Source organism: Kribbella sp. WER1, from assembly GCF_054189145.1.
On record NZ_CM135186.1, the window covers coordinates 807,195 to 829,640 of the forward strand.

The 22,446-nt window shown below is 70.8% G+C and carries 26 protein-coding genes; 15 read left to right on the forward strand and 11 right to left on the reverse strand.

What is annotated here, in order from left to right; genetic code table 11:
• Nucleotides 1-166 precede the first annotated feature (166 nt).
• The 8 genes from tkt to ACXJJ3_RS04065 are packed head-to-tail and all read left to right on the forward strand — an operon-like array spanning nucleotide 167 to nucleotide 9,786.
• On the forward strand, nucleotides 167-2,338 hold the full coding sequence (tkt, locus tag ACXJJ3_RS04030) for a transketolase (protein ID WP_458168563.1): 2,172 nt from the start codon (nucleotides 167-169) through the stop codon (nucleotides 2,336-2,338).
• Between the two features lie 29 nt (nucleotides 2,339-2,367).
• Nucleotides 2,368-3,477, forward strand: a complete 1,110-nt coding sequence (tal, locus tag ACXJJ3_RS04035; RefSeq protein WP_458168564.1) for a transaldolase — start codon at nucleotides 2,368-2,370, stop codon at nucleotides 3,475-3,477.
• Nucleotides 3,474-5,054 carry a glucose-6-phosphate isomerase gene (locus ACXJJ3_RS04040; RefSeq protein ID WP_458168565.1) on the forward strand — a complete coding sequence of 527 codons (1,581 nt, stop codon included), beginning with the start codon at nucleotides 3,474-3,476 and terminating at the stop codon, nucleotides 5,052-5,054. Before tal ends, ACXJJ3_RS04040 begins: the two co-directional genes overlap by 4 nt.
• 26 nt (nucleotides 5,055-5,080) lie before the next feature.
• Complete coding sequence (gene zwf, locus ACXJJ3_RS04045; RefSeq protein WP_458168566.1) at nucleotides 5,081-6,631, forward strand: glucose-6-phosphate dehydrogenase; 1,551 nt, start codon at nucleotides 5,081-5,083, stop codon at nucleotides 6,629-6,631.
• Nucleotides 6,628-7,713, forward strand: coding sequence for a glucose-6-phosphate dehydrogenase assembly protein OpcA (locus ACXJJ3_RS04050; protein WP_458168567.1), 1,086 nt, complete (start codon nucleotides 6,628-6,630; stop codon nucleotides 7,711-7,713). The genes zwf and ACXJJ3_RS04050 overlap by 4 nt, the downstream gene beginning before the upstream one ends.
• Nucleotides 7,710-8,429 carry a 6-phosphogluconolactonase gene (gene pgl, locus ACXJJ3_RS04055; protein ID WP_458168568.1) on the forward strand — a complete coding sequence of 240 codons (720 nt, stop codon included), beginning with the start codon at nucleotides 7,710-7,712 and terminating at the stop codon, nucleotides 8,427-8,429. The genes ACXJJ3_RS04050 and pgl overlap by 4 nt, the downstream gene beginning before the upstream one ends.
• Before the next feature lie 33 nt (nucleotides 8,430-8,462).
• Nucleotides 8,463-9,275, forward strand: a complete 813-nt coding sequence (locus ACXJJ3_RS04060) for an isocitrate lyase/PEP mutase family protein (RefSeq protein WP_458168569.1) — start codon at nucleotides 8,463-8,465, stop codon at nucleotides 9,273-9,275.
• Entirely contained in the window at nucleotides 9,265-9,786 is a 522-nt protein-coding gene (locus ACXJJ3_RS04065; RefSeq protein ID WP_458168570.1) for a hypothetical protein, read from the forward strand. Before ACXJJ3_RS04060 ends, ACXJJ3_RS04065 begins: the two co-directional genes overlap by 11 nt.
• Here ACXJJ3_RS04065 and ACXJJ3_RS04070 read toward each other — a convergent pair.
• Complete coding sequence (locus ACXJJ3_RS04070; protein WP_458168571.1) at nucleotides 9,751-10,359, reverse strand: NADPH-dependent F420 reductase; 609 nt, start codon at nucleotides 10,357-10,359, stop codon at nucleotides 9,751-9,753. The genes ACXJJ3_RS04065 and ACXJJ3_RS04070 overlap by 36 nt on opposite strands.
• 65 nt (nucleotides 10,360-10,424) lie before the next feature.
• Here ACXJJ3_RS04070 and ACXJJ3_RS04075 point away from each other — a divergent pair, with 65 nt between their 5' ends.
• Nucleotides 10,425-10,763: a winged helix-turn-helix transcriptional regulator gene (locus ACXJJ3_RS04075; protein ID WP_458168572.1), complete on the forward strand. Its 339-nt coding sequence runs from the start codon at nucleotides 10,425-10,427 to the stop codon at nucleotides 10,761-10,763.
• Nucleotides 10,764-10,819: 56 nt separating this feature from the next.
• On the forward strand, nucleotides 10,820-11,218 hold the full coding sequence (locus tag ACXJJ3_RS04080) for an SRPBCC family protein (RefSeq protein WP_458168573.1): 399 nt from the start codon (nucleotides 10,820-10,822) through the stop codon (nucleotides 11,216-11,218).
• A 120-nt stretch (nucleotides 11,219-11,338) separates the two neighbouring features.
• Here the strand turns inward: ACXJJ3_RS04080 and ACXJJ3_RS04085 are convergent, their stop codons facing one another.
• Entirely contained in the window at nucleotides 11,339-12,793 is a 1,455-nt protein-coding gene (locus ACXJJ3_RS04085; RefSeq protein WP_458168574.1) for an AAA family ATPase, read from the reverse strand.
• Nucleotides 12,794-12,863: 70 nt separating this feature from the next.
• Between ACXJJ3_RS04085 and ACXJJ3_RS04090 the strand changes: the two genes are divergently transcribed.
• Nucleotides 12,864-13,679, forward strand: coding sequence for an LLM class F420-dependent oxidoreductase (locus ACXJJ3_RS04090; RefSeq protein ID WP_458168575.1), 816 nt, complete (start codon nucleotides 12,864-12,866; stop codon nucleotides 13,677-13,679).
• 51 nt (nucleotides 13,680-13,730) lie between these two features.
• Nucleotides 13,731-14,330 carry a peptide deformylase gene (gene def / locus ACXJJ3_RS04095; RefSeq protein ID WP_458168576.1) on the forward strand — a complete coding sequence of 200 codons (600 nt, stop codon included), beginning with the start codon at nucleotides 13,731-13,733 and terminating at the stop codon, nucleotides 14,328-14,330.
• A 5-nt stretch (nucleotides 14,331-14,335) separates the two neighbouring features.
• Here the strand turns inward: def (ACXJJ3_RS04095) and ACXJJ3_RS04100 are convergent, their stop codons facing one another.
• Genes ACXJJ3_RS04100 through cobT form a run of 5 tightly spaced genes read right to left on the reverse strand, consistent with a single transcriptional unit; the run spans nucleotide 14,336 to nucleotide 18,551 of the window.
• The gene (locus ACXJJ3_RS04100) at nucleotides 14,336-14,884 is read right to left on the reverse strand and encodes a phosphotransferase-like protein (protein WP_458168577.1); all 549 of its coding nucleotides are present in this window, start codon (nucleotides 14,882-14,884) and stop codon (nucleotides 14,336-14,338) included.
• On the reverse strand, nucleotides 14,884-15,288 hold the full coding sequence (locus ACXJJ3_RS04105) for a DUF1761 domain-containing protein (protein ID WP_458168578.1): 405 nt from the start codon (nucleotides 15,286-15,288) through the stop codon (nucleotides 14,884-14,886). Before ACXJJ3_RS04105 ends, ACXJJ3_RS04100 begins: the two co-directional genes overlap by 1 nt.
• A gap of 28 nt (nucleotides 15,289-15,316) precedes the next feature.
• Nucleotides 15,317-16,120: a TrmH family RNA methyltransferase gene (locus ACXJJ3_RS04110; RefSeq protein ID WP_458168579.1), complete on the reverse strand. Its 804-nt coding sequence runs from the start codon at nucleotides 16,118-16,120 to the stop codon at nucleotides 15,317-15,319.
• Nucleotides 16,117-17,520 (reverse strand): uroporphyrinogen-III C-methyltransferase, encoded by a 1,404-nt coding sequence (cobA, locus tag ACXJJ3_RS04115; protein WP_458168580.1) that lies wholly within the window; start codon nucleotides 17,518-17,520, stop codon nucleotides 16,117-16,119. Before cobA ends, ACXJJ3_RS04110 begins: the two co-directional genes overlap by 4 nt.
• Nucleotides 17,517-18,551 (reverse strand): nicotinate-nucleotide--dimethylbenzimidazole phosphoribosyltransferase, encoded by a 1,035-nt coding sequence (cobT, locus tag ACXJJ3_RS04120; RefSeq protein ID WP_458168581.1) that lies wholly within the window; start codon nucleotides 18,549-18,551, stop codon nucleotides 17,517-17,519. The genes cobA and cobT overlap by 4 nt, the downstream gene beginning before the upstream one ends.
• Nucleotides 18,552-18,677: 126 nt before the next feature.
• On the opposite strand from cobT, the gene ACXJJ3_RS04125 reads away from it, so the two are divergent.
• Complete coding sequence (locus tag ACXJJ3_RS04125) at nucleotides 18,678-19,208, forward strand: YbhB/YbcL family Raf kinase inhibitor-like protein (RefSeq protein ID WP_458168582.1); 531 nt, start codon at nucleotides 18,678-18,680, stop codon at nucleotides 19,206-19,208.
• Here ACXJJ3_RS04125 and ACXJJ3_RS04130 read toward each other — a convergent pair whose 3' ends face one another.
• The 4 genes from ACXJJ3_RS04130 to ACXJJ3_RS04145 all read right to left on the reverse strand — a co-directional run bounded on the left by ACXJJ3_RS04130 (nucleotide 19,209) and on the right by ACXJJ3_RS04145 (nucleotide 21,501).
• Nucleotides 19,209-19,577 (reverse strand): YchJ family protein, encoded by a 369-nt coding sequence (locus tag ACXJJ3_RS04130; protein ID WP_458168583.1) that lies wholly within the window; start codon nucleotides 19,575-19,577, stop codon nucleotides 19,209-19,211.
• Between the two features lie 17 nt (nucleotides 19,578-19,594).
• Entirely contained in the window at nucleotides 19,595-20,560 is a 966-nt protein-coding gene (locus ACXJJ3_RS04135) for a DNA glycosylase AlkZ-like family protein (protein ID WP_458168584.1), read from the reverse strand.
• 44 nt (nucleotides 20,561-20,604) lie between these two features.
• Nucleotides 20,605-20,964 (reverse strand): hypothetical protein, encoded by a 360-nt coding sequence (locus tag ACXJJ3_RS04140; protein ID WP_458168585.1) that lies wholly within the window; start codon nucleotides 20,962-20,964, stop codon nucleotides 20,605-20,607.
• Between the two features lie 69 nt (nucleotides 20,965-21,033).
• On the reverse strand, nucleotides 21,034-21,501 hold the full coding sequence (locus ACXJJ3_RS04145; RefSeq protein ID WP_458168586.1) for a hypothetical protein: 468 nt from the start codon (nucleotides 21,499-21,501) through the stop codon (nucleotides 21,034-21,036).
• A 54-nt stretch (nucleotides 21,502-21,555) separates the two neighbouring features.
• Here ACXJJ3_RS04145 and def (ACXJJ3_RS04150) point away from each other — a divergent pair, with 54 nt between their 5' ends.
• Together def (ACXJJ3_RS04150) and ACXJJ3_RS04155 are read left to right on the forward strand one after the other, a co-directional pair.
• Nucleotides 21,556-22,194, forward strand: a complete 639-nt coding sequence (gene def / locus ACXJJ3_RS04150; protein ID WP_458168587.1) for a peptide deformylase — start codon at nucleotides 21,556-21,558, stop codon at nucleotides 22,192-22,194.
• On the forward strand, nucleotides 22,191-22,403 hold the full coding sequence (locus ACXJJ3_RS04155) for a hypothetical protein (protein WP_458168588.1): 213 nt from the start codon (nucleotides 22,191-22,193) through the stop codon (nucleotides 22,401-22,403). Before def (ACXJJ3_RS04150) ends, ACXJJ3_RS04155 begins: the two co-directional genes overlap by 4 nt.
• The last annotated feature ends 43 nt before the right edge of the window (nucleotides 22,404-22,446 follow it).

The following is a 22,446-nucleotide window of genomic DNA, read 5'->3' on the forward strand; positions in this document are numbered from 1 at the left end:
ACGCCCCGTAGGAGGGTTCGCACACCCCCCTTCGGGAGCCGGGAACAGGCAGTCGAGCTGAACGGTTGACAAACAGTCGAGTGGTACCCAGCGGACGGTCCTGGTCACAGTAGGCTCATCCTGAGTGGGTACCCAGAAGACTTCCATCGAGAGGAGCGCCGCCGGCGTGACGGAGAAGACCAAGCTTGAATGGACCGAGCTCGACCAGCGCGCGGTCGACACCGTACGGGTGCTCGCGATGGACGCGGTCGAGAAGGTCGGGAACGGGCATCCCGGTACGGCGATGAGCCTGGCGCCGGCGGCGTACCTGCTGTTCCAGAAGGTGATGCGGCACAACCCGGCGGACCCGCACTGGGCCGGCCGCGACCGGTTCGTGCTGTCCGCGGGCCACTCCAGCCTGACCCTGTACATCCAGCTGTACCTGGCCGGCTTCGGCCTCGAGCTGGACGACCTGAAGTCGCTGCGGACGTGGGGCAGCAGGACCCCGGGCCACCCGGAGTACCGGCACACGCCGGGCGTCGAGACCACCACCGGCCCGCTCGGCCAGGGTGTCGGCAACGCGGTCGGGATGGCGATGGCAGCCCGCCGCGAGCGCGGCCTGCTGGACCCCGACACGCCGAAGGGCGAGAGCCTGTTCGACCACCAGGTCTACGTGATCGCGTCCGACGGCGACATCGAGGAAGGCGTCGCGTCCGAGGCGTCCTCGCTGGCCGGGCACCAGAAGCTCGGCAACCTGACCGTCATCTACGACGCGAACAAGATCTCGATCGAGGACAACACCGACATCGCGCTGTCCGAGGACGTCGCGGCCCGCTACGCGGCGTACGGCTGGCACGTCCAGGACGTCGACTGGACCAACGGCGGCACGGGCTACGAGGAGAACGTCCAGGCGCTGTACGACGCGCTCGAGGCGGCCAGGGCGGTCACCGACAAGCCGAGCTTCATCCGGCTGCACACGATCATCGGCTGGCCGGCTCCGAACAAGCAGAACACCGGCAAGATCCACGGCTCGGCGCTCGGCGCCGACGAGGTCGCGGCCACCAAGAAGGTGCTCGGCTGGGACCCGGAGCAGACGTTCCAGGTCGCCGACGACGTGATCGCGCACACCCGCAAGGCCCTCGACCGCGGCAAGGCGCTGGAAGCCGAGTGGGACAAGGGTTTCGAGACCTGGAAGGCCGCGAACGGCGAGCGTGCCGGGCTGCTGGCCCGGCTGCAGAAGCGGGAGCTGCCGGCCGGCTGGCAGGACGCGCTGCCGAGCTGGGACGCCGACGCCAAGGGTGTCGCGACCCGCGCCGCGTCCGGTGACGTGCTGTCCAAGCTCGCGCCGGAGTTGCCCGAGCTGTGGGGCGGTTCGGCCGACCTGGCCGGCTCGAACAACACCACCCCGAAGGGCCAGCCGTCCTTCATTCCGGCGGAGTACTCGACCAAGGAGTTCTCCGGCGACGAGTACGGCCGGGTGCTGCACTTCGGTATCCGCGAGCACGCGATGGGCGCGGTCCTCAACGGCATCGCCCTGCACGGCCTGACCCGTCCGTACGGCGGCACCTTCCTGGTCTTCTCCGACTACATGCGCCCGTCGGTGCGGCTCGCCGCACTGATGAAGCTGCCGGTCACGTACGTGTGGACGCACGACTCGATCGGTCTCGGCGAGGACGGTCCGACGCACCAGCCGATCGAGCACCTGTCGGCGCTGCGGGCGATCCCGGGCCTGGACGTCGTCCGCCCCGGTGACGCGAACGAGACGGCCGCCGCGTGGGCGACCATCCTCGAACACACCGACCGCCCGGCCGGCCTGGTGCTGACCCGGCAGAACGTGCCGACCTTCCCGCGCGGCGCCGAGGGTTTCGCGACCACGGAGAACGTGCACAAGGGTGGGTATGTCCTGCTCGACACCGAAGGTACGCCGGACGTGGTGCTGATCGGCACCGGCTCCGAGGTGCAGCTCGCCGTCGAGGCGCGGGCCAAGCTCGCCGAGGAGGGCATCAAGGCCCGCGTGGTCTCGATGGTCTCCCGGGAGTGGTTCGACGAGCAGGACGACGCGTACCGCGAGACCGTCATCCCGGCGGACGTGCGGGCCCGGGTCTCGGTCGAGGCCGGGATCGCGCTCAGCTGGCACGACATCGTCGGCGACTCCGGCCGCTCGGTCAGCCTCGAGCACTACGGCGCCTCCGCGGCGTACCAGACGCTGTACGACGAGTTCGGCATCACCACCGACGCCGTCGTCCAGGCCGCCAAGGACAGCATCGCCGCCGCCGCTCAGATCAGCGGTCCGGGTGTTCCGCCCGGCCGTTCCGCCGCCGGGCCGGTCGGACCGGCCGATTCCCACATGGCCAACTGACACCACATCCGGAAGAAGGCATCGGAACCATGAACGATCGCTTGAAAGCACTCGCCGACGCGGGTGTCTCCATCTGGCTCGACGACCTGTCCCGCGAGCGGCTGACCAGCGGCAGCCTGCAGGCCCTGATCGAGGACAAGCACGTCACCGGCGTGACCACGAACCCGACGATCTTCGCGAAGGCGATCTCGGACGCGGACGCGTACGCCGAGATCATCGGCAAGCTGGCCGCCCAGGGTGTGTCCACCGACGAGGCGATCCGGGTGATCACCACCAGCGACGTCCGCGACGGCGCCGACGTGTTCAAGCCGACGTACGACGACACCGAGGGCCAGGACGGCCGGGTGTCGATCGAGGTCGAGCCGACGCTCGCGCACGACACCGCCGGGACCGTCTCGCAGGCCAAGCAACTGTGGGAGATCGTCGGCCGGGAGAACGTCTTCGTGAAGATCCCGGCCACCAAGGCGGGGCTGCCGGCGATCACCCAGGCGCTGGCCGCCGGGATCAGCATCAACGTCACGCTGATCTTCTCGCTGGAGCGCTACAAGGCGGTCGCGGACGCGTTCCTGACCGGCCTCGAGCAGGCCATCGAGAACGGCCACGACGTCAGCAAGATGGCCAGCGTCGCGTCGTTCTTCGTCAGCCGGGTGGACACCGAGGTGGACAAGCGGCTGGACGCGATCGGCACCGACGAGGCGAAAGCTCTGAAGGGCAAGGCCGCGATCGCCAACGCCCGGCTCGCGTTCCAGGCGTACGAGGAGATCTTCGACACCGACCGCTGGCGCGAGATCGAGACCGCCGGCGCGAAGCCGCAGCGCCCGCTGTGGGCGTCCACGGGCACCAAGGACCCGTCGTACTCCCCCACGCTGTACGTGGACAACCTGGTCACCAAGGGCGTCGTGAACACGATGCCGGAGGCAACCATCAACGCGGCCGCCGAGCACAGCGAGTTCTCCGGTGACACGGTCCGCGGCAACTACGCGGCCGACCAGAAGGTGATCGACGACCTGGAGCGGCTGGGCATCTCGTACGACGAGGTCGTGCAGATCCTCGAGGACGAGGGCGTCGCGAAGTTCGACGCGTCCTGGTCGGAGCTGCAGGACACCGTCACCGCGGCACTCAAGGCGGCCGCCAAGTGACGACTCCGAAGGTAAGCACGCAGAACGGCGACTGGGCCGAGGTCGTCGACAAGCTCGTCGCCGAGAAGATCGCCTCCCGGATCGCCGCCAAGGACGCGACGATCTGGGGCCCGGAGGCCGAGCACGAGGCGTCGATCCGGCTGGGCTGGGTCGACCTGCACGAGACCTCGCGGCCGCTGCTGGCCGAGATCGAGGCGCTGCAGGCCGACCTGCGTGCCGAGGGCCTGGACCGGATCGTGCTGTCCGGCATGGGCGGCTCGTCGCTGGCGCCCGAGGTGATCACCCGGACGGCGGGCGTCGAGCTCGTCGTACTGGACTCCACCGACCCGAGTGTCGTGAAGCGTGCGCTCGACGGTGATCTGTCGAAGACCGTGATCGTGGTGTCCAGCAAGTCCGGCGGGACGGTCGAGACCGACAGCCACCGGCGTACGTTCGCGAAGGCGTTCACCGACGCGGGCATCGACGCCGCGTCGCGGATCGTGGTCGTGACGGACCCGGGGTCGCCGTTCGAGAAGCTGTCGAAGGACGAGGGGTACCGCAAGACGTTCCTCGCCGACCCGAACATCGGCGGCCGGTACAGCGCGCTGACCGCGTTCGGCCTGGTGCCGTCCGGTCTGGCCGGGGCGGACATCGCCGAGCTGCTCGACCAGGCGGCCGAGGCCGCTCCGGCGCTGCAGGCCGACTCGACCGACAACCCGGCGCTCTGGCTGGGCGCCGTACTGGCGGCGAGCGCGGGCCGGGACAAGGCGATCATCACGGCCGACGGGTCCGACATCGTCGGGTTCCCGGACTGGGCCGAGCAGCTGATCGCGGAGAGCACCGGCAAGAACGGCACCGGCGTACTGCCTGTTGCTGTCGAGGTCGGGGCTCCGGAGCTGCGCAGCGACGCGGCCGACCTGACCAACGCGCTCCTTGCGGAGAAGGCGACGAGTGGTGTGCCGACGGCGCTGACGTCGGGGTCGCTCGGCGGGCAGATGCTGCTGTGGGAGACGGCGACGGCGGTCGCGGGCTACCTGCTCGGGATCAACCCGTTCGACCAGCCGGACGTGGAGAGCGCGAAGAAGGCCGCGCGCGGTCTGCTCGACGCGCAGCCAACGCCGGAGGCGGCGGCCTTCACAGAAGGTGCCGTCGAGGTTCGCGGTTCCGTGGGTCTGCTGGACGGTGTCGACTCGCTGCAGGGTGCAGTGGACGCGCTGCTCGGCAAGCTCGGGGACAAGGGCTATGTCGCGGTGATGGCGTACCTCGACTCCGAGCGGGACGCCGACCTGGTCGCGATCCGCCCGGCGGTGGCGTCGACGACGGGCCGCCCGACCACGTTCGGGTGGGGACCGCGGTTCCTGCACTCGACCGGCCAGTACCACAAGGGCGGCCACCCGGAGGGCGTGTACCTGCAGGTCACCGGTGCGCACCCGACCGACGTGGAGATCCCGGACCGGCCGTTCACGTTCGGCACGCTGATCTCGGCGCAGGCCGCCGGTGACGCGAACGTACTGGCGGAGCGCGGGCGTCCGGTGCTGCGGTTGCACCTGACCGACGTCGCTGCCGGCGTACAGCAGCTCCTGTCCCTGTTCAAGTAGCCACGTATCACGGGAGGAACGCGGCCATGACCGCTGAGCTCGACGAGGAGCCGACTGGTCCGGTGAACCCGCTGCGCGATCCGCAGGATCGGCGGCTGCCGAGGATCGCCGGGCCGTGCGGCCTGGTGATCTTCGGCGTCACCGGGGACCTGGCCCGGAAGAAGCTGATGCCGGCGGTCTACGACCTGGCGAACCGGGGGCTGCTGCCCCCGGGATTCGCCCTGGTCGGGTTCGCCCGCCGGGACTACACCAACCAGGACTTCGCCCAGATCGTGCACGACTCGGTGAAGGAGCACGCCCGGACTCCGTTCCGCGAGGAGGTCTGGCAGCAGCTGTCCGAGGGCTTCCGGTTCGTGCCGGGTGACCTGACCGACGACGAGGCGTTCAAGCGGCTGCGGGAGACCGTCGACGAACTGGACGTCACCCGCGGGACCGGCGGGAACCACGCGTTCTACCTGTCGATCCCGCCGGGGCTGTTCCCGGAGGTGGTCCGGCAGCTGTCCGAGCACGGGCTGACCGACGAGAAGCCCGGCTCCTGGCGGCGGGTGGTGATCGAGAAGCCGTTCGGTCACGACCTGAAGAGCGCCCGCGAGCTGAACCACGTCGTCGAGTCGGTGTTCCCGCCCGAAGCGGTCTTCCGGATCGACCACTACCTGGGCAAGGAAACCGTCCAGAACATCCTCGCGCTGCGGTTCGCGAACGCGATGTTCGAGCCGATCTGGAACAGCAACTACGTCGACCACGTCCAGATCACGATGGCCGAGGACATCGGCATCGGCGGCCGCGCCGGGTACTACGACGGCATCGGCGCCGCCCGCGACGTGATCCAGAACCACCTGCTCCAGTTGCTCGCGCTGATCGCGATGGAGGAGCCGGTGAGCTTCGACGCGTGGTCGCTGCGGCAGGAGAAGAAGAAGGTCCTGAACGCCGTCACGCTGCCGGAGCGGCTCGACCTGCACACGGCCCGCGGGCAGTACGCCGCCGGCTGGGCCGGTGGCGTGAAGGTCAAGGGGTACCTGCAGGAGGACGGCATCCCGTCGACGTCGGCGACCGAGACGTTCGCGGCGCTCCGGGTCGACGTCGACACCCGCCGCTGGGCAGGCGTCCCGTTCTACCTGCGGACCGGCAAGCGGCTCGGCCGCCGGGTGACCGAGGTCGCGGTGATGTTCAAGCGCGCGCCGCACCTGCCGTTCACCAAGACCGAGACCGAAGAGCTCGGCCAGAACGCGCTCGTACTGCGGATCCAGCCGGACGAGGGCATCACGGTCCGGTTCGGCGCCAAGGTGCCCGGGACGTCGATGGAGATCCGCGACGTCAACATGGACTTCGCGTACGGCGGCTCGTTCACCGAGTCCTCCCCGGAGGCGTACGAGCGGCTGATCCTCGACGTACTGCTCGGTGATCCGCCGCTGTTCCCGCAGCACACCGAGGTCGAGCTCGGCTGGAAGATCCTCGACCCGGTGCTCGACTACTGGGCCCGGCACGGGAAGCCGGAGCAGTACCCGTCCGGCGACTGGGGCCCGGACTCGGCGCACGAGATGCTCGCCCGTGACGGACGTGCCTGGAGGCGGCCATGATCATCGACCTGACCGACACCACGTCGAGCGAGATCGCCTCGGCGTTGCTGAAGGCCCGCCGGAACGCCGGGTCGCCCGCGATGGGCATGGTCGGCACGATCGTGGTGGTCGTCGACGAGGCGTCCCACCACGACGCGATGAAGGCCGCGAACGAGGCCGGCCGCGAGCATCCCTCGCGGGTGCTGGTCGCGATCCTGCGGCCGGGCAAGGGCGCACCCGGGCTGGACGCCGAAGTCCGCGTGGGTGAAGGAATTCCGGGCGAGGCGGTGCTGCTGCGGCTGCACGGTGAGCTGGCGAAGGTGCCGGAGTCCGTGATCACGCCGCTGCTGCTGCCGGACTCCCCCGTCATCGTGTGGTGGCCGGGCGGCGGTCCGCGGGTTCCGGCCGAGGATCCGCTGGGCAAGCTGGGCCGGCGGCGGGTGACGGACGCGGCGGCGACGCGGCGGGCGTCGGTGGACTACAGCGCGCGGGCCGAGGGGTACGCGCCGGGCGACACCGACTTCGCGTGGACGCGGCTGACGCCGTGGCGGGCGTTGATGGCGGCCGCTCTCGACCAGTACCCGACGCGGGTGACGGGTGCGGAGGTGTCGGCGGCGCGCGGCAATCCGAGCGCGGACCTGATGGCCGCGTGGCTGCAGTCGCGGTTGAAGGTGCCGGTGGAGCAGCGGACGTCGCGCGGTCCGGGTGTGACCGCCGTACGGCTGTTCACGCCGTCGGGGGCGATCGCGCTGACCCGGCCGGACGGCGCGGTGGCGACGTTCAGCGTGCCGGGGCAGCCGGACCGTCCGGTGGCGTTGAAGCGGCGGACGACATCGGAGCTGCTGAGCGAGGAGCTGCGGCGGCTGGATCCGGACGACGTGTACGCGAAGACGCTCGCGTGCATGGTGGAGCGGGACAGCATGCCGGCCGAGAAGAAGAAGGTCGCGGAGACGGCGCGGAAGTCGGCGCCGGTCAAGGCTTCGGCCGCGGCCAAGAAGGTGGTCGCTCAAAAGGCTCCGGCGAAGAAGGCAGCCGCCAAGAAGAGCGTGGCGAAGAAGAGTGTGGCCAAGAAGACCGTTGTGAAGAAGGCTGCGAAGCGATGACTGTGGATCCGGAGCTGGTGATTCATCCCGACGCCGAGGACCTGGCGTTCTCGGTGGCGGGGCGGCTGATCACGGCGCTCGTCGACGCGCAGAGCACCGGCGGCGTCGCGCAGGTTGTGCTGACCGGCGGCCGGGTGGCCGCGAAGGTGTACCAGGCGGTCGCCGAGTCGCCGGCCCGGGTCGAGGTCGACTGGCGGCGGGTCGAGTTCTGGTGGGGCGACGAGCGGTTCCTGCCGGCCGGTGACCCGGAGCGGAACGAGACCCAGGCGCGGGACGCGTTCCTGTCGGCGCTGGACGTCGACCCGGCGCGGGTGCATCCGATGGCGGCCGACACCGGTCAGGGCGCGGAGGCGGCGGCCGCGGCGTACGGCGCCGAGCTCGCGGCGGCCGGTTCGCCGGCGTTCGACGTACTGATGCTCGGGGTCGGTCCGGACGGGCATGTCGCGTCGCTGTTCCCGGGGTACCCGCAGGTCGGGGTGACGGACGCGGACGCGGTCGCTGTGCACGATTCGCCGAAGCCGCCGCCGACCCGGGTGTCGCTGACGCTGCCGGCGCTCGGCCGGGCGCGCGAGGTCTGGTTCGTGGTGTCGGGTGCCGACAAGTCCGAGGCGGTCGCGAAGGCGCTGGCCGACGGCGACGTACCCGCGGCCCGTCCGAAGGGGCGGAACCGCACGCTGTGGCTGCTGGACGAGGCGGCGGCGCGGCAGCTTCGGTGAGCGCCGAACCGTCGCGGTGACAGACTCGGGACCATGACGTTCCGAGACTTGCATGCCGGCCAGTTCGTGATGCCGAACGCGTGGGACGCCGGGAGCGCGGTGCTGCTCGCAGCCGCCGGGTTCCCGGCGATCGCGACGACCAGCGCGGGGATCGCGTTCTCGCTGGCGAAGGGCGACCACATGCTGCCGGACGGCGCGCCGGCGGTGTCGCGGGACGAGATGTTCGCGCGCGTCCGGGAGATCACCGCCGCCGTCGACGTACCGGTGAACGGCGACCTCGAGGACGGGTACGGCGGCACGCCGGAGGCGGTCGCCGACACGATCCGGCTGGCCCGCGAGGCCGGGCTGGCCGGCGGGAACATCGAGGACTTCGACGGCCGCGAGCTGTACGACGAATCCCTCGCGGTGGAACGGATCGCGGCGGCCCGGGAGGCGGCCGGCCCATCGTTCGTGCTGACCGCCCGTACCGACGGCCAACTGCTCCGTACGCCGCCCCCGCTGGCCGACTCGATCGCCCGCGCGAACCGCTTCCGGGCGGCCGGCGCGGACTGCCTGTACGTCCCCGGCGTGAACTCCCTCGACGCGATCCGCACGCTGGTCCAGGAGCTCGACGGCCCGCTGAACGTGGTGATGGGCCTCGGCCCGTCCTCGTCCCTGAACGTCGCCGACCTCCGGGTCGCCGGCGTCGCGCGGATCAGCCTCGGCGGCTCGATCGCCCGCGCCGCGCTCGCGTTCGTCCGCCGGACCGCCGCGGAGGTCGCCACCCACGGCACGATCACCGCCGAGCAGATCCCCCAGGCGGAACTCAACGAGCTCTTTGCGCGATCATCCAAGGATGAGCACTGACCGGACCGTACGGCAGGTCGCGCTGACGCACGCGATCGTCGGGTTCGGCACGTGCCTGTGCCTGCTCGTGTTCTACACCGGGGCGGCGGCCTTCGGCCCGATCAACGACGTCGGCAACGCCTTGCTCGGCCTGCTCAGCTTCGCGCTCGCGTGGATCCTGCGGCCGCGGACCGTGCTCGCCGGATTGGCTGCCGTCGGGGCGCTGCTGACCGTCGTCGGCACGGTCCTCGTCCTCGGCGGCATCACCGGGTTCTTCCTCGCCGGTTTGTGGTCGAGCTTCGGTTTCGCGCTGATCGGCGTCTGGCTGGTCGGCGTCCGGGGGTTGCTGCCCGGGGTGGTGATGCTGCTCGGGTTCGTCGGCGTACCCGGGATCCTGATGGGGCTCGACGACCTGGGCAGCGCACCGGGCTGGACGTTCGCGGCCGGGGCCAGCTGGGCCGGGACCTACCTGCTGTTTCCGGCGTGGAGTCTGCGCCTAGCGCGGCGGGACGGTGCCGAAGGCGGCCGCTAGTGGCGGGAACAGGCCGCGGACGTCTCCCCCGCCGACCCAGATCCCGATCGCCAGCGCGGCGGTTGCCTCCAGCAACTTCGCCCGGACCAGGCCGCCCGCCGGAACCGGCACACACCCGAGATCACGCACCAGCCCCGCGACCACGTCCACGCCGTCGTCCCCACACAGCGGTACGCCGAGCCCGGCCGGCGGATTCCGCCACACGGCGTCAGCCGCGAGGTTGAACCCCTTCACCACGCTCGCGGCGGTCGCCGTACTCACCTGCTCTGCAACACCCTCCTGCGTCAGGGTGAAGTCCCGATGATCCAACGCATTCGTGCAGTCGATCAGCGTCCGCCCACCCGGCACCAGCCGGGCAACCTCCACCGCCACCTCAGCCGGTACCGCGAGCACCTCGACCTCGCCGTACTCCGCTGCCTCCTGCAGCGTCCCGGCCGTCGCGCCGACGCGCTCGGCCACCTCGGCGGCCCGTTCGACGGACCGCCCGCCGATCATCACGTCGTGCCCGGCGCGCACCCAGCCGGCCCCGAGCGCCTCGGCCATCAATCCGTTGCCCAATGTCCCAATTCGCATAGCCCAGACGCTAGACAGTTCGATGCGCACCACCAGGTGCCCAACGGGCGACGCACAATGGACCGGTGGAGCCGAGATTCTTCGCCGACTGCCAGGCGCGGGTGGCCGCCGACCTGATCAGCGGGCGCTGGCCGATGGTCGTCCTGTACTCGCTCGCCCGCGGCCCCGCCCGCCCCGGCGAACTCCGCCGTCAGATCGGCGGCATCAGCCAGAAGGTGCTCACCGAGACGCTCCGCCGCCTCGAGCACAACGGCCTGGTCGAGCGCCGCCGGTACGCCGAGGCGCCGCCGCGCGTCGAGTACTCGCTGACCACCGCGGGCACCGACCTGCTGGTCCCGATCCGCGCGCTCGGCGACTGGGCCGCGGCGTACGCCGACCGGCTCCCGACCGAAAACAAACCGTAAACGCCGCCCGGCATGCTGACGGGGTCAGCCTGATTCCGATCCGGGAGGTACCGATCATGTTCACCCTGCAGCAACTCGTCGACGCCCCACCCACCGAGGTCGTCCGCGCCTTCACCGAGCCCGAGCCGTTCGCCGCCTGGTTCGTCGCGGAGGGCTTCCGGACGCCTGCCGACCGCGTCCGGATCGACGTCCGCTCCGGCGGCCGGATCTCCGCGGTCTTCGTCGGCGACGCCGAGGTGCCGTTCAGCCTGCAGTTCGGCGACCTGGACCTGCCGCATCACCTGGTCCTGCGCTTCGACGAGCCCGCCGAGGAAATCACCGTCGACCTGACCGAACTCCCCGGCCACCGCACCCGCCTCGACTACCACAGCGTCGGCCTCACACCCGAGCAGGAGGCGCCGATCAAGCCCGGCGTCGCGACGATGCTCGACCACCTGGCGGCCTACTTCGGCTGAGGGCGGACCTCCACCACTCAACAACCTCGCCCACGAGCCGGCGAGCACGCGGGGGTCGAGCATGTGAGGAGCCCCGATCACGCAGGTTGGTGAGTGCCCCAGGTCCGCACTCTCAGCCGATCAACCCCTTGTGACCCCCAGGCACAGCGCCGCCCCGAGGCGGCATGCCCGGTTCGGAGCCGTCGGGAGGGGCGTCGTCGCCACCGTCTGAGGGTGCGGTGGCCCGAGGAGGCGGCGGGTGAGGGTGTCTCGGGAGGAGAGGAGGTCGGCGACCGCCGCTCGGAGGTGAGCCGGTCCGGGCGATTCTCCCGCCTCGGCCGCCAGCAGGACGGTCCGCCGTACCAGCTCCTTCATGAACGACGCCGTCGTACCGTCCGTTAGCTCGACGATCTCCTGCACCACCTCGTCCGGCACCTCCAGCCGCGGCCCGTACAACCCCAGCAGGCGAGCCCGACCGGCGGCGTCCGGCAACGGAACCTCGACCGCCATGTCCACCCGCCCCGGCCGCTGCATCAACGCCGGTTCGAGCAGGTCGGCGCGGTTGGTCGTCAGCAGGAACGCGACGTCCGCGTCCTGCGCCAACCCGTCCATCTCGTTCAGCACCTGGAAGAGCAGCGGGTTCTCCATCCCTCGCGAGAAGTCGCGGGCCTCGGCGACCAGGTCGCAGTCCTCGAGGACGACGAGGGCCGGCTGGAGCATCCGGGCCAGCGCGCATGCCTGGGTGATGAAGTGGATGCTCGTCCCGGCCAGCAGGACGACGGTGAAGTCGGGCAACCGCGACAGCAGGTACCGCACGGTGTGCGTCTTCCCGGTCCCCGGTGGCCCGTACAACAGCACACCGCGCCGTAGATGCTGACCGGCCGCCAGCATCCGCTCGCGATGCTCGGCTATCCCGATGACCTCACGCTCGATCCGTTCCAGCACGCCGTCCGGCAGTACGACGTCCTCCCGGGTGATCCCGGGCCGCGGATGCAGCCGGAACGGCCCGACGCCCTGCCCGAACTCGTGCCCCTCGAACGACACCACCTTGCCGCGGAAGATGTTGCGCTCCCGGATCAGCTCCGGCAACGCACCGAGGAACCGTTGCGCCGCGCCCCGGTCCTCGGCAAGCACCTCCAGCTCGACGCTCGCCCGCCCGTGCTGCGGGTTCGCGGCGCGGAGCAGGGCGACGTACCGGTCCGGGCCCTGCGTCCCGAGGTAGATCCCGAACGCGACGCAGTCCTGCTCCTCGTCGACGTCGACCGGTACGCGCTGGTAGTCAACCGCCCCGATCCCGAAGTGGCTGTAGTCCGCCAGCTCCAGCAGTTCCCCGAGCGAGTGGTGACCGCGGTTCGCGCCGGACAGCCCGACTAGGTCGTAGCCGTCGAACCACGCCTCGATCGCGCGCTGCACGTTCGGCAGGTCGTACGACGGATAGGCGGCCGCAACCACCGGTACCTGTTCGGGGTCCACCCCGAGGTGGGCGCGGAGCCGTTCCCGCAGGTTCTCCCGTGCGCTCCGCGGGCCGCCGGCCGCCTGCATCCGCTCCAGGAAGCTCGTGAACAGCCGCGCGAACTCGTCGACGTCGTCGGTCATCCCCGTCGTACCCCCTCCACGTTCCGGTCTATCCGGAGGGTCCTCCGCAATGCCGGATAGGATCTCCACCATGACAGCTTCCGAGTCCACCGACCGGCCGTACGGTGCGTTCCCCGTCCGGATCGGTCTGCAGGTGCAGCCCCAGCACGCGCAGTACGCCGACATCCGGCGGACGGCCGCCGCGGCCGAGGAGATCGGCGTCGACGTCCTGTTCAACTGGGACCACTTCTATCCGCTGAGCGGCGAGCCCGAGGGCCTGCACTTCGAGTGCTGGACCATGCTGGCCGCCTGGGCCGAGGCGACCGAGCGGGTAGAGATCGGCGCCCTGGTGACCTGCAACTCCTACCGCAACCCCGACCTGCTCGCCGACATGGCGCGCACCGTCGACCACATCAGCGACGGCCGGCTGATCTTCGGCATCGGCTCCGGCTGGTTCGAGAAGGACTACGACGAGTACGGCTACGAGTTCGGTACGGCGGGCGGCCGGCTGGACGCGCTCGGTGAGGCGCTGCCGCGGATCGAGCAGCGCTGGGCCAAGCTGAACCCGAAGCCGACCCGGGACATCCCGGTGCTGATCGGCGGCGGCGGCGAGAAGAAGACGCTGAAGCTGGTCGCCCAGCACGCGAACATCTGGCACGGCTTCGGCGACGCCGAGACGATCGCGCACAAGCACGCCGTACTGGACGAGCACTGCAAGACGATCGGCCGCGACCCGGGCGAGATCGAGCGCTCGGTCGGTGTGGGCGACAAGAAGCCGGAGGACGTCGGCAAGCAGCTGCTCGACGTCGGCACCCGGCTGTTCACCGTGCACGCCGGCGGTCCGGACTACGACCTCGGTCCGCTCCGCGACTGGGTCGCGTGGCGTGACGAGGTCAACGCCAAGTAGCACCCGAGCCGGGTGGCTGCTCCGGCAGCCGCCCGGCCTACACTTTCCCGCATGTCTACGTTGCCTGGGAACGGTTCGGTGCGGGCTATCACCCGCTGGGGTGAAGACGTCATGCATCGGGTCAATCAGCCGGTCACCGACTTCGGCGACGAGCTGCAGACGCTGGTCGCGGACATGGTCGCGACGATGAACGCGGCCGAGGGCGTCGGCCTCGCGGCGAACCAGGTCGGCGTCGACCTGCAGCTGTTCGTGTTCGACTGCCCGGACAAGGACGGCAACCACGTCCAGGGCGTCGTCTGCAACCCGAAGCTGGAGCTTCCGGAGGGCAAGGACCGCAACCTCGACGAGGGCGACGAGGGCTGCCTGTCGCTGCCCGGCGCGTTCACCAAGTGCGCCCGCCCCGACTTCGCCAAGGTCACCGGCGTCGACCAGCACAACCAGCCGGTGACGTACGAAGGCGACGGCCTGCTCGCGCGCTGCCTGCAGCACGAGACCGACCACACGCAGGGCATGGTGTTCGGGGACCGGCTCTCCCGCAAGTACCGCAAGCGCCTGTTCGCCGAGGCCGAGGAGTTCGCCCCGGACTACCCGAGCGACTGGCCGCTGTCCCCGATGGTCGACCACGACCAGGAGGAAACCCCCGCCACCTGAGGCGGCTACCAGCGGGCCTTCTCCAGGTCGATCGCGTCGACCGTCTCGGCCGGGGTCTGGTCGGTGGTGTCCAGCCACAGACCCCGCCGCGGGATGTCCGCGAGGCCCGCTTGCAGTGCCCGTACGGCGTCCGCCAGCGACCCGCCCGGCTGCTCCCAGTCGCGGTACGCGTTCCGGCCGCCGCGTTCGATCTCCCGCACGACGATCGACTCCACCGACGGCACGAGGACGACGAGGTACGGCTCGACGTCTCGGAGCCGGGAGAACCAGCGTTCGACGTGTGCGCCGAGCACGATGTCGCTGCAGACGAAGTCGAACCCGGCGTCGGCGTAGTGCTGTGCGATCAGGGTGCTGGCGTCGTACCGCAGCTCCAGCTGGCGGACCGCCGCGGGTGTCGGCTCCGGTGTCATCACCTCGGCGCCCGCGACGACGCCGCGGTAGAACACGTCCCCGTCGAGGGTTGCGGCGGGCGGTCCCATCCGGGCCGCGAGCAACGGTGCGATCGTCGACTTCCCGGCGGCCTGCATTCCGGTGACGAGGACAACTTTCGGCATCAGAGCACTCCGATCACGAGCGACATCGCAACGAACAGCACCAGCTGGTAGCTGCAGTTGATGAGGGTCAGCTTGGCCGGCTTCAGCTCGAACGCGTTGTGCTGGAGCAGGGTGCTCGCCGAGAATCCCAGCCAGGCGACCAGACCGACGAGCAGTGCCGGCCAGACCGAGTCGTTGTCGAACGCCTTCGCTGCCATCGCGCTGCCGAGCGCCAGGCCGACTGCCGTGATGCCGTTCGCGATCAGCAGCTGAATCGTGTTCTTCCGGCTGGCGTTCTTGGACTGTTCCGGGGTGATGCCAGTCAGCTTCCACCAGATGGTCGTGAAGGCCTTGCCGTACCAGATGCCCGCGACGACCATGCCGGCCACGAGCGCGAGTACGGCGCCGACCCAGTTGATGTGCATGGCGGGCAGTGTTCCATGTGATGCAGGTCTAGCGGGTCGCGTAGAAGGCGACCGCTGCCGAGGAAGCGACATTAAGGGAGTTGACGCCGCCGGCCATCGGGATCTTGACGGTGAGGTCGGCCTGGCGGAGGACGGTCGGCTTCAGGCCGTGGCCCTCGGTGCCGAAGATCAGTGCGAGCTTGTCGTCCTTGCGGTCGGCGAGGTCGTCGAGCGTGATCGACTCGTCGGTGAGCGCCATCGCGGCGGCGACGTACCCGTGCTCCTGCAGGAGTTTCAGGTCACCCGGCCAGCTCTGCAGGCGGGTCCACGGGACCTGGAAGACGGTCCCCATCGACACCTTGATCGACCGCCGGTACAGCGGGTCGGCGCAGGTCGGCGTCACCAGCACCAGCCCGACCCCGAGCGCGGCCGCGGCCCGGAAGCCGGCGCCGACGTTGGTATGGTCAACGATCTCGTCGAAGATCGCGATCCGGCGTACGCCGGGCGTCAGCAGCTCCGGCAGCGGTACGGCGGCCTGGCGCTTGTACGACGCGAGCGCGCCGCGGTGCACGTGGAACCCGGTGACCTGCTCGGCCAGCTCCTCCGAGACGACATACACGGGCTTGTCCGGCCACTGCGCGAGCACGTCCTGGAGCGAGTCGAGCCAGCGCGGGGCGAGCAGGAACGACCGCGGCTCGTACCCGGCGCCGGCGGCCCGCCGGATCACCTTGTCGCCCTCGGCGATGAACAGGCCGTGCTCCTCCTCGAGCAGCCGCCGGAGGTTCACCTCCCGCAACTGCACATAGTCCGCCAGCCGCTCGTCACCCGCCTCCACCACCGAAACCAGCGTCACCCCGCCCCCACTCCCCCAGCGCCAGCAGGTCCCGCAGCGCCAGCAGCTCCCGCAGCACCAGCAGGTCCCGCAGCGCCAGCTGCTCCCTCAGGTCCTGCAGCGCCAGCCGCTCCCGCAGGTCCAGCCGCTCCCGCAGCGGCTGGCGACCTGCCCGACCCCGCCGGGCCGGCCATGAGCTGGGCGGCTACGTCGACTACGTTGCCGATGACAACGATCGCCGGAGCGCCGACGCCCTGCTCCTTCATCGCGTCAGCGATACCGGCGAGGTCCGACGTCACCATCTGCTGGCTGGGAAGGGTGCCGTCGGCAATCGCCGCGGCAGGGGTGTCCGCCGGCCGGCCGGCCTCGATCAGCCGCGAGGTGATCGCCGGGAGGTTCTCGACCGCCATCAGCAGCACCAGCGTGCCGTGCAGCTGCGCGAGCGCGTCCCAGTTCACCAGCGAGTCCGGATGCGACGGCGGGATGTGCCCCGATACCACCGTGAACTCGTGCGTCACCCCACGATGCGTGACCGGGATCCCCGACACCGCCGGCACCGAGATCGAGCTGGTGATCCCCGGGACCACCGTCCACGGCACCCCGGCCGCGGCGCAGGCGATCGCCTCCTCGAACCCGCGGCCGAAGACGTACGGATCCCCGCCCTTCAGCCGTACGACGACCTTCCCCTGCCGCCCGCGGTCGACCAGGATCCGGTTGATCTCCTCCTGCTGCGCCGCCCGCCCGCGCGGCAGCTTCGCCGCGTCGAACAGCTCCACGTCCGGGTGCAGCTCGTCCAGCAACTGCTGCGGCGCGAGCCGGTCCGCGACCACCACGTCCGCCTCGGCGAGCAGCCGCCGCCCGCGGACCGTGATCAGGTCCGGATCGCCCGGCCCGCCGCCGACGAGGTACACGCCGGGCCGCCGCCCTGTGTCAGGCCCTGTGTCCCGCCTTGTGTCCCGCGCCGCCAGCTCACCGGTCCGCAGCCCCTCCAGGATCGAGTCCCGGACGGCGGCCGAGCGCCGGTGGTCGCCACCGCCGAGGACGCCGATCGTGATGTTCCCGTGCTGCCCGGACGCGGGCGTCCACGCGGTCGCGCGGGAGCGGTCGTCCGACCGTACGCAGAAGATCCGCCGCTCCTCCGCCTCCGCGGACACCTGGTCGTTGACGGCGTCGTCGTCGGTCGCGACCACGACGTACCAGGCGCCGTCGAGATCACCGGCCTGGTAGCCGCGCTGGATCCAGGTGAGCGACGGGTTGCCGAGCAGGCCCTCGATCGTCGGAGTGATCGACGGCGAGACGAGGTCGATGCGCGCGCCGGACTCGAGCAGCCGGGGCAGCCGCCGCTGGGCGACACCGCCGCCGCCGACGACGACCACGCGCCGCCCGTCGAGCACCAGCCCGGACAGGTACTGATGCGTCACGAACCGATCCCCGCGTCCTCGAAAGTGGCCATCTCCTCGAGCGCCCGCGCCGCGCAGGTCAGGATCGGGTACGCGAGCACCGCGCCGGTCCCCTCGCCGAGCCGCAGGTCCAGGTCGACCAGCGGTTGCAGGCCGAGCTGCTTGAGCGCGACCGCGTGCCCCGGCTCCGCGGACCGGTGACCGGCCACGCAGTAGTCGATGACGGCCGGGTGGAACGCCTGCGCGACCAGCGCGGCGGCGCCCGCGATCACGCCGTCCAGGATCACCGGGACCTTGTTCGCGGCAGCGCCGAGAACGTACCCGGCGAGCGCGGCGTGTTCGAGCCCGCCGTACGCCTGGAGGGCCTTCAACGGCTCCGTCGGCGGTACGTCGTGCCGCGCGAGCGCCTCGCGTACTACTGCCGTCTTGTGCGCGAGCGCCGCGTCGTCGATCCCGGTCCCGCGACCGGTCACCGCGTCGGCGGTGGCACCGGTGAAGGTCGCGATCAGGGCGGCCGAGGCCGTGGTGTTCGCGATGCCCATGTCGCCGGTGAGCAGGCAGCGGTACCCGTCCCGGACCAGCGAGTCCGCGAGGTCGTACCCGACCGCGATCGCCTGCCGTGCCTCGTCCTCGGTCAGCGCGCCGGTCTGGGAGAGGTCGCGGGTCCCCGGGCGGACCTTCGCGTGCACGATGTCCAGCCCGTCGACCGGAGTCGCGACGCCGACGTCGACGACCCGGACGTCGACACCGTTGTTCTTCGCGAACGCGTTCACCGCGGCGCCGCCGGCCGCGAAGTTCGCGAGCATCGCGGCGGTCACCTCCTGCGGCCACGGGGAGACGTTCTGCGCGTGCACGCCGTGGTCGGCCGCGAACACCGTCACGACCGCGGGACCGGGTACGGCGGGGGCGCCGGTCATCCCGGCGAGCTTGACGGACAGCTCCTCGAGGACGCCGAGGGAGCCGGCCGGTTTGGTCAGCCGCGCATGCCGTTCCGCGGCCGCCCGCATCGCCGCCTGATCGGCGGGAGCGATCCGCTCCAGGTACTCGTCCACCAGTCCTCCACTCGTAGCCTCCGGACGATCTTCGCATCCCTCGGCCACCGCCCCCGGCCGGACCAGCAGTCTGTGGACAGTAGTGTCGGATTCACCACACGTCACTCGCTGTTGGAGGGCTCACAGATGTCGCTCGATCGTCCCGTCGCACCGGACCCGTACAAGCTGCTCCCCGAGGTCGGTGCGTTCACCGTCACCAGTACCGACGTCACCGACGGCGAGCCGCTCGCCGACGCACACGCGTTCGGCGGCGCGAACACGTCGCCGCAGCTCAGCTGGTCCGGGTTCCCGGCGGAGACCAAGGCCTTCGTCGTGACCTGCTTCGACCCGGACGCGCCGATCGTGTCCGGCTTCTGGCACTGGGTGCTGGTCAACCTCCCGGCCACGGTCACCGACCTCCCGGCCGGCGCCGGCACCACCGAACGCCTCGACAACGGCGCCTTCCACGTCCGCAACGACTTCGGTGCCAAGGCCTTCGGCGGCGCCGCCCCACCGGCGGGCGACCAGATCCACCGCTACTACTTCGCCGTCCACGCGATCGACGTCGAGGCCCTGGACGTCGACTCCGATGCCACCCCGGCCGTCGTCGGCTTCAACCTCGCCTTCCACACGCTGGCCCGCGCGATCATCACCCCGACGTACCGGATCGCCGAGTAGTCACAGGGCCGCGACGTACACCCACTCCCCGGCTTCCCGCGTGAACGTGCTGTTCTCATGCTGTACGCCGGCGTCGTGGTAGGCGTCGAACTCGACGGTCCCTTCCGTATGGAACGGACTCCCGCCGGTGGTACCAAGAATCTTCAGCCCGGTCCACCGGCGCCCCGGGTCGAAGTCGATACTCGCGGGCCGGGTCGCCAACGCCCAGGTCCGCCGCAGATACGCCGCATCCTGCATCACGAACGCCACATACCGCGACCGCATCAGCTGCTCCGCGGTCGCCGCCGTCGCCTTCTGCTGGTGAAGCGGCCCACAACAATCGTCATACGGCACAGGCTGACCACACGGACAGTTGGGTGAGACAGGCATACTCCGATTGTGGCCGATCAGGTAATGGCGCGGACCACCAGCTCTGGATCTCGCAGCGGCAGGGCCGCGACCTCGGCGTACAGGGCGTCGTACTCGTCGGGTGTGAGTCGCTCCGAGAGCGCTAGATCCACTCGGCCGGCTTTGCGGCCCCAGGCGCCGGCTATTCGGCCGTTGCGGAGGAGGGCGTTGGGGTGGAAGGTGTCGGCGGCCGGGGTCAGGGGGCGGAGGCCGGGGGCGATGAAGCGGGCAGCTCGGTCGCGGCCGAGCAGGCGGAGGTCGGGGGCCGCGAGGAGGCGTAGGCCGGTGGGTGGGGGTGCGTCGTGGAGGTCGGGTTCGGCGGTTCGCAGGATCCAGGCTTGGGCGCCGGCCAGGTCGACCTCGGTCAGTTCGTTGGAGAGCTGGTCCCAGACGGTTCTGGCGTCGGCGGGTGACAGGCCGGACCACCAGGCGAAGACCTTGGGGGTGGTGGGGCCGAAGTACCGGAGGTGGCGGCGGCAGAGTTCGCGGCGGGCCTCGCGTACGTCGATCGTGGGGCGTGGGACCTCGCGGGCGTACAGGGAGGTCGTGTCCCAGCGGAGCGCGATCCGGCCGGTCGCGCAGGCCGCGCGGAGGCCGTGGATGTACGCGCCGCGTCGCTCCTGCCCGGCAAGGACCTCGCAGACGTGGTCGGCCAGGCCGTTGATGTGGCGTACGGCGGCCGGCTCCAGTGGCAGGCGGCCGACGGTGAAGACGCCGAAGTCGCGGGCCGGGAGGACGTACACCGCCTGGCGCGGGCTGTACGTCTGGATCAGGGTCGGGTGCTCCCAGTCGGTCGGGACGCAGTCCTGCATCCGGGCAGCCAGCCCGAGCAGCGCGTCCCGCGGTGCGGTGTCCTGGAGGCCGACGTACGCCGCCTGCTCGTGCGATCCGGGTGGGAGCCGGTCGACCAGGTGGTTCACGGAGAGCCGGTAGGCGACGGCCTGGTCCCGCGTCACGCTTCGCATGCCGACGACCGTACGCAGGAATCACGACATTGGATGGCTTGTTTTCAAGGGAACGCGATCGCCAGCGGGGTGAGGATCGCCAGGGCGAAGATGTTGATGACCAACGCGATCGCCGCGGCCGGCCTCGCACGCCGATGGCGGCCCAGACCGATGAAGGCGAACGCGAGCCCCGGCATCGCCAACAGGACCGTGCCGTATTGACGGACGCCCGTCATCTCCACCGGAGGGAGGAACGGCGCGACCAAGGCGGCAAGACCGAGGAGCAGCCCGAGCAGCCCCAAGGCCGGCGAGCCTGGTTGGGCCGTCGCCGGTGGGCAGACCTGCGCTTGCTGGGCCCGCGCTTGTGCGTAGTCCGGCCAGAGGTGTTGTGGGGCCATGTGCTCGGTCGGTCGGCCGTTCGTCATGGGTGCTCCGCCTTCGTGTCGTACCGTCCACTGCCCTGACGCGACGGCACGCCTCGCGGTTCCGCCGCGCTACTCCTCGTGGAGCGGGAAGGCGCGGATGATCACGGCGGTCGGCGTACCGGAGTCGGCGGCCGGTTCCGAGCCGACGAAGTCGTGCAGGACCCGGTGCAGGCGGGCGCGGAGTTCGGCGAGTTCGCCGTCGGCGAGCGTGACGACCGCGCTGAACGCGAAGTCCTCGTCGTCGGCCGCCTTCGCGGCCAGCCAGCTCGCGTACGCCGTGTCCTCGAGCTCACGGTTCAGCGCCGCCTGCTCGGTCCGCACCCGCCGCCACGGCTTCACCCGGCCCTGCGCGCCCGGGACCGGCTCGATCACGCCGAGCGCCGCCAGCCGGCGCAGGTGAAACGAGCACGAGCCGGTACTCTCCGCCAGCTCGCGCGCGGCGATCGTCGAGGTCGTCGCGCCGTCGCGGTCGATCAGCCGCAGCAGCTCCTCACGCAGCGGGTGCGCGCGGACGACGTCCCGGCGGTTCGTGGTCATGGCGGCATCCTAGCGGCTTTGCAAAGCTCCAACTTTGCATAGTACGGTCTTTGCATGCCGACGTACATCCAAGGGCGGCTGAGTCGTCGCCTGCCCGAGTTGCTGGACGAGGTACGACGGGGCGCGCCGCTGCGGGTCACGGAGTACGGCGAGGAGATCCTGCACCGCCCGTGCCGGCCGGTCACCGAGTTCGGGGCGGCGCGCTGGGGGCGGCTGATCGACGACATGTTCACGACGATGTGGATCGCGGAGGGCTGCGGGCTCGCCGCGAACCAGGTCGACGTCGACGCGCAGCTGTTCGTGTACGACCTGACCGACGAGAACGGCGACCGGCACGTCGGGCACGCGTTCAACCCGCGCGTCGAGACCAGCACGGCGCTGCTCGGTACCCAGGACGGCACGGAGGGCTGCCTGTCGGTGCCCGGCGCGAACGCCGAGCTCGCGCGGCCGGCGCGCGCGGTCCTGCACGCGTACGACGTCGACGGTGCCCCGTTCACCGTCGAGGCGTCCGGGTACTTCGCGCGCTGCCTGATCCACGAGACCCAGCACGTCGCCGGACAGGTGTACGTCGACCACCTGACCCCCACCGCCCGCGCCGACGCACTGGCCAAGTCCGCCGCGAACCGCTCGGACGTGTTCACGCGCCGCTCGACCCGCGAGGACCGGCTGAACGCGCTACTGTCCGTCGGGTGACCGACCCGAAGGAGATCGTCCGCCGCGGCTACGACGTACTCTCCCGCCGGTACGACGACGCGACCGGCGCGGACTCGAAGTACGCCCCGTGGATCGCCGAGCTGACCACCCGCCTGTCGCCGTCCAGCCAGATCCTCGACCTCGGCTGCGGCAGCGGCGTACCCCTCGCCCGCGCCCTCACCACCGCCGGGCATCACGTGCTCGCGTGAGATCGGAGCGCGAGCAGGTACTTCTGCTAGCTCCTATCCGACG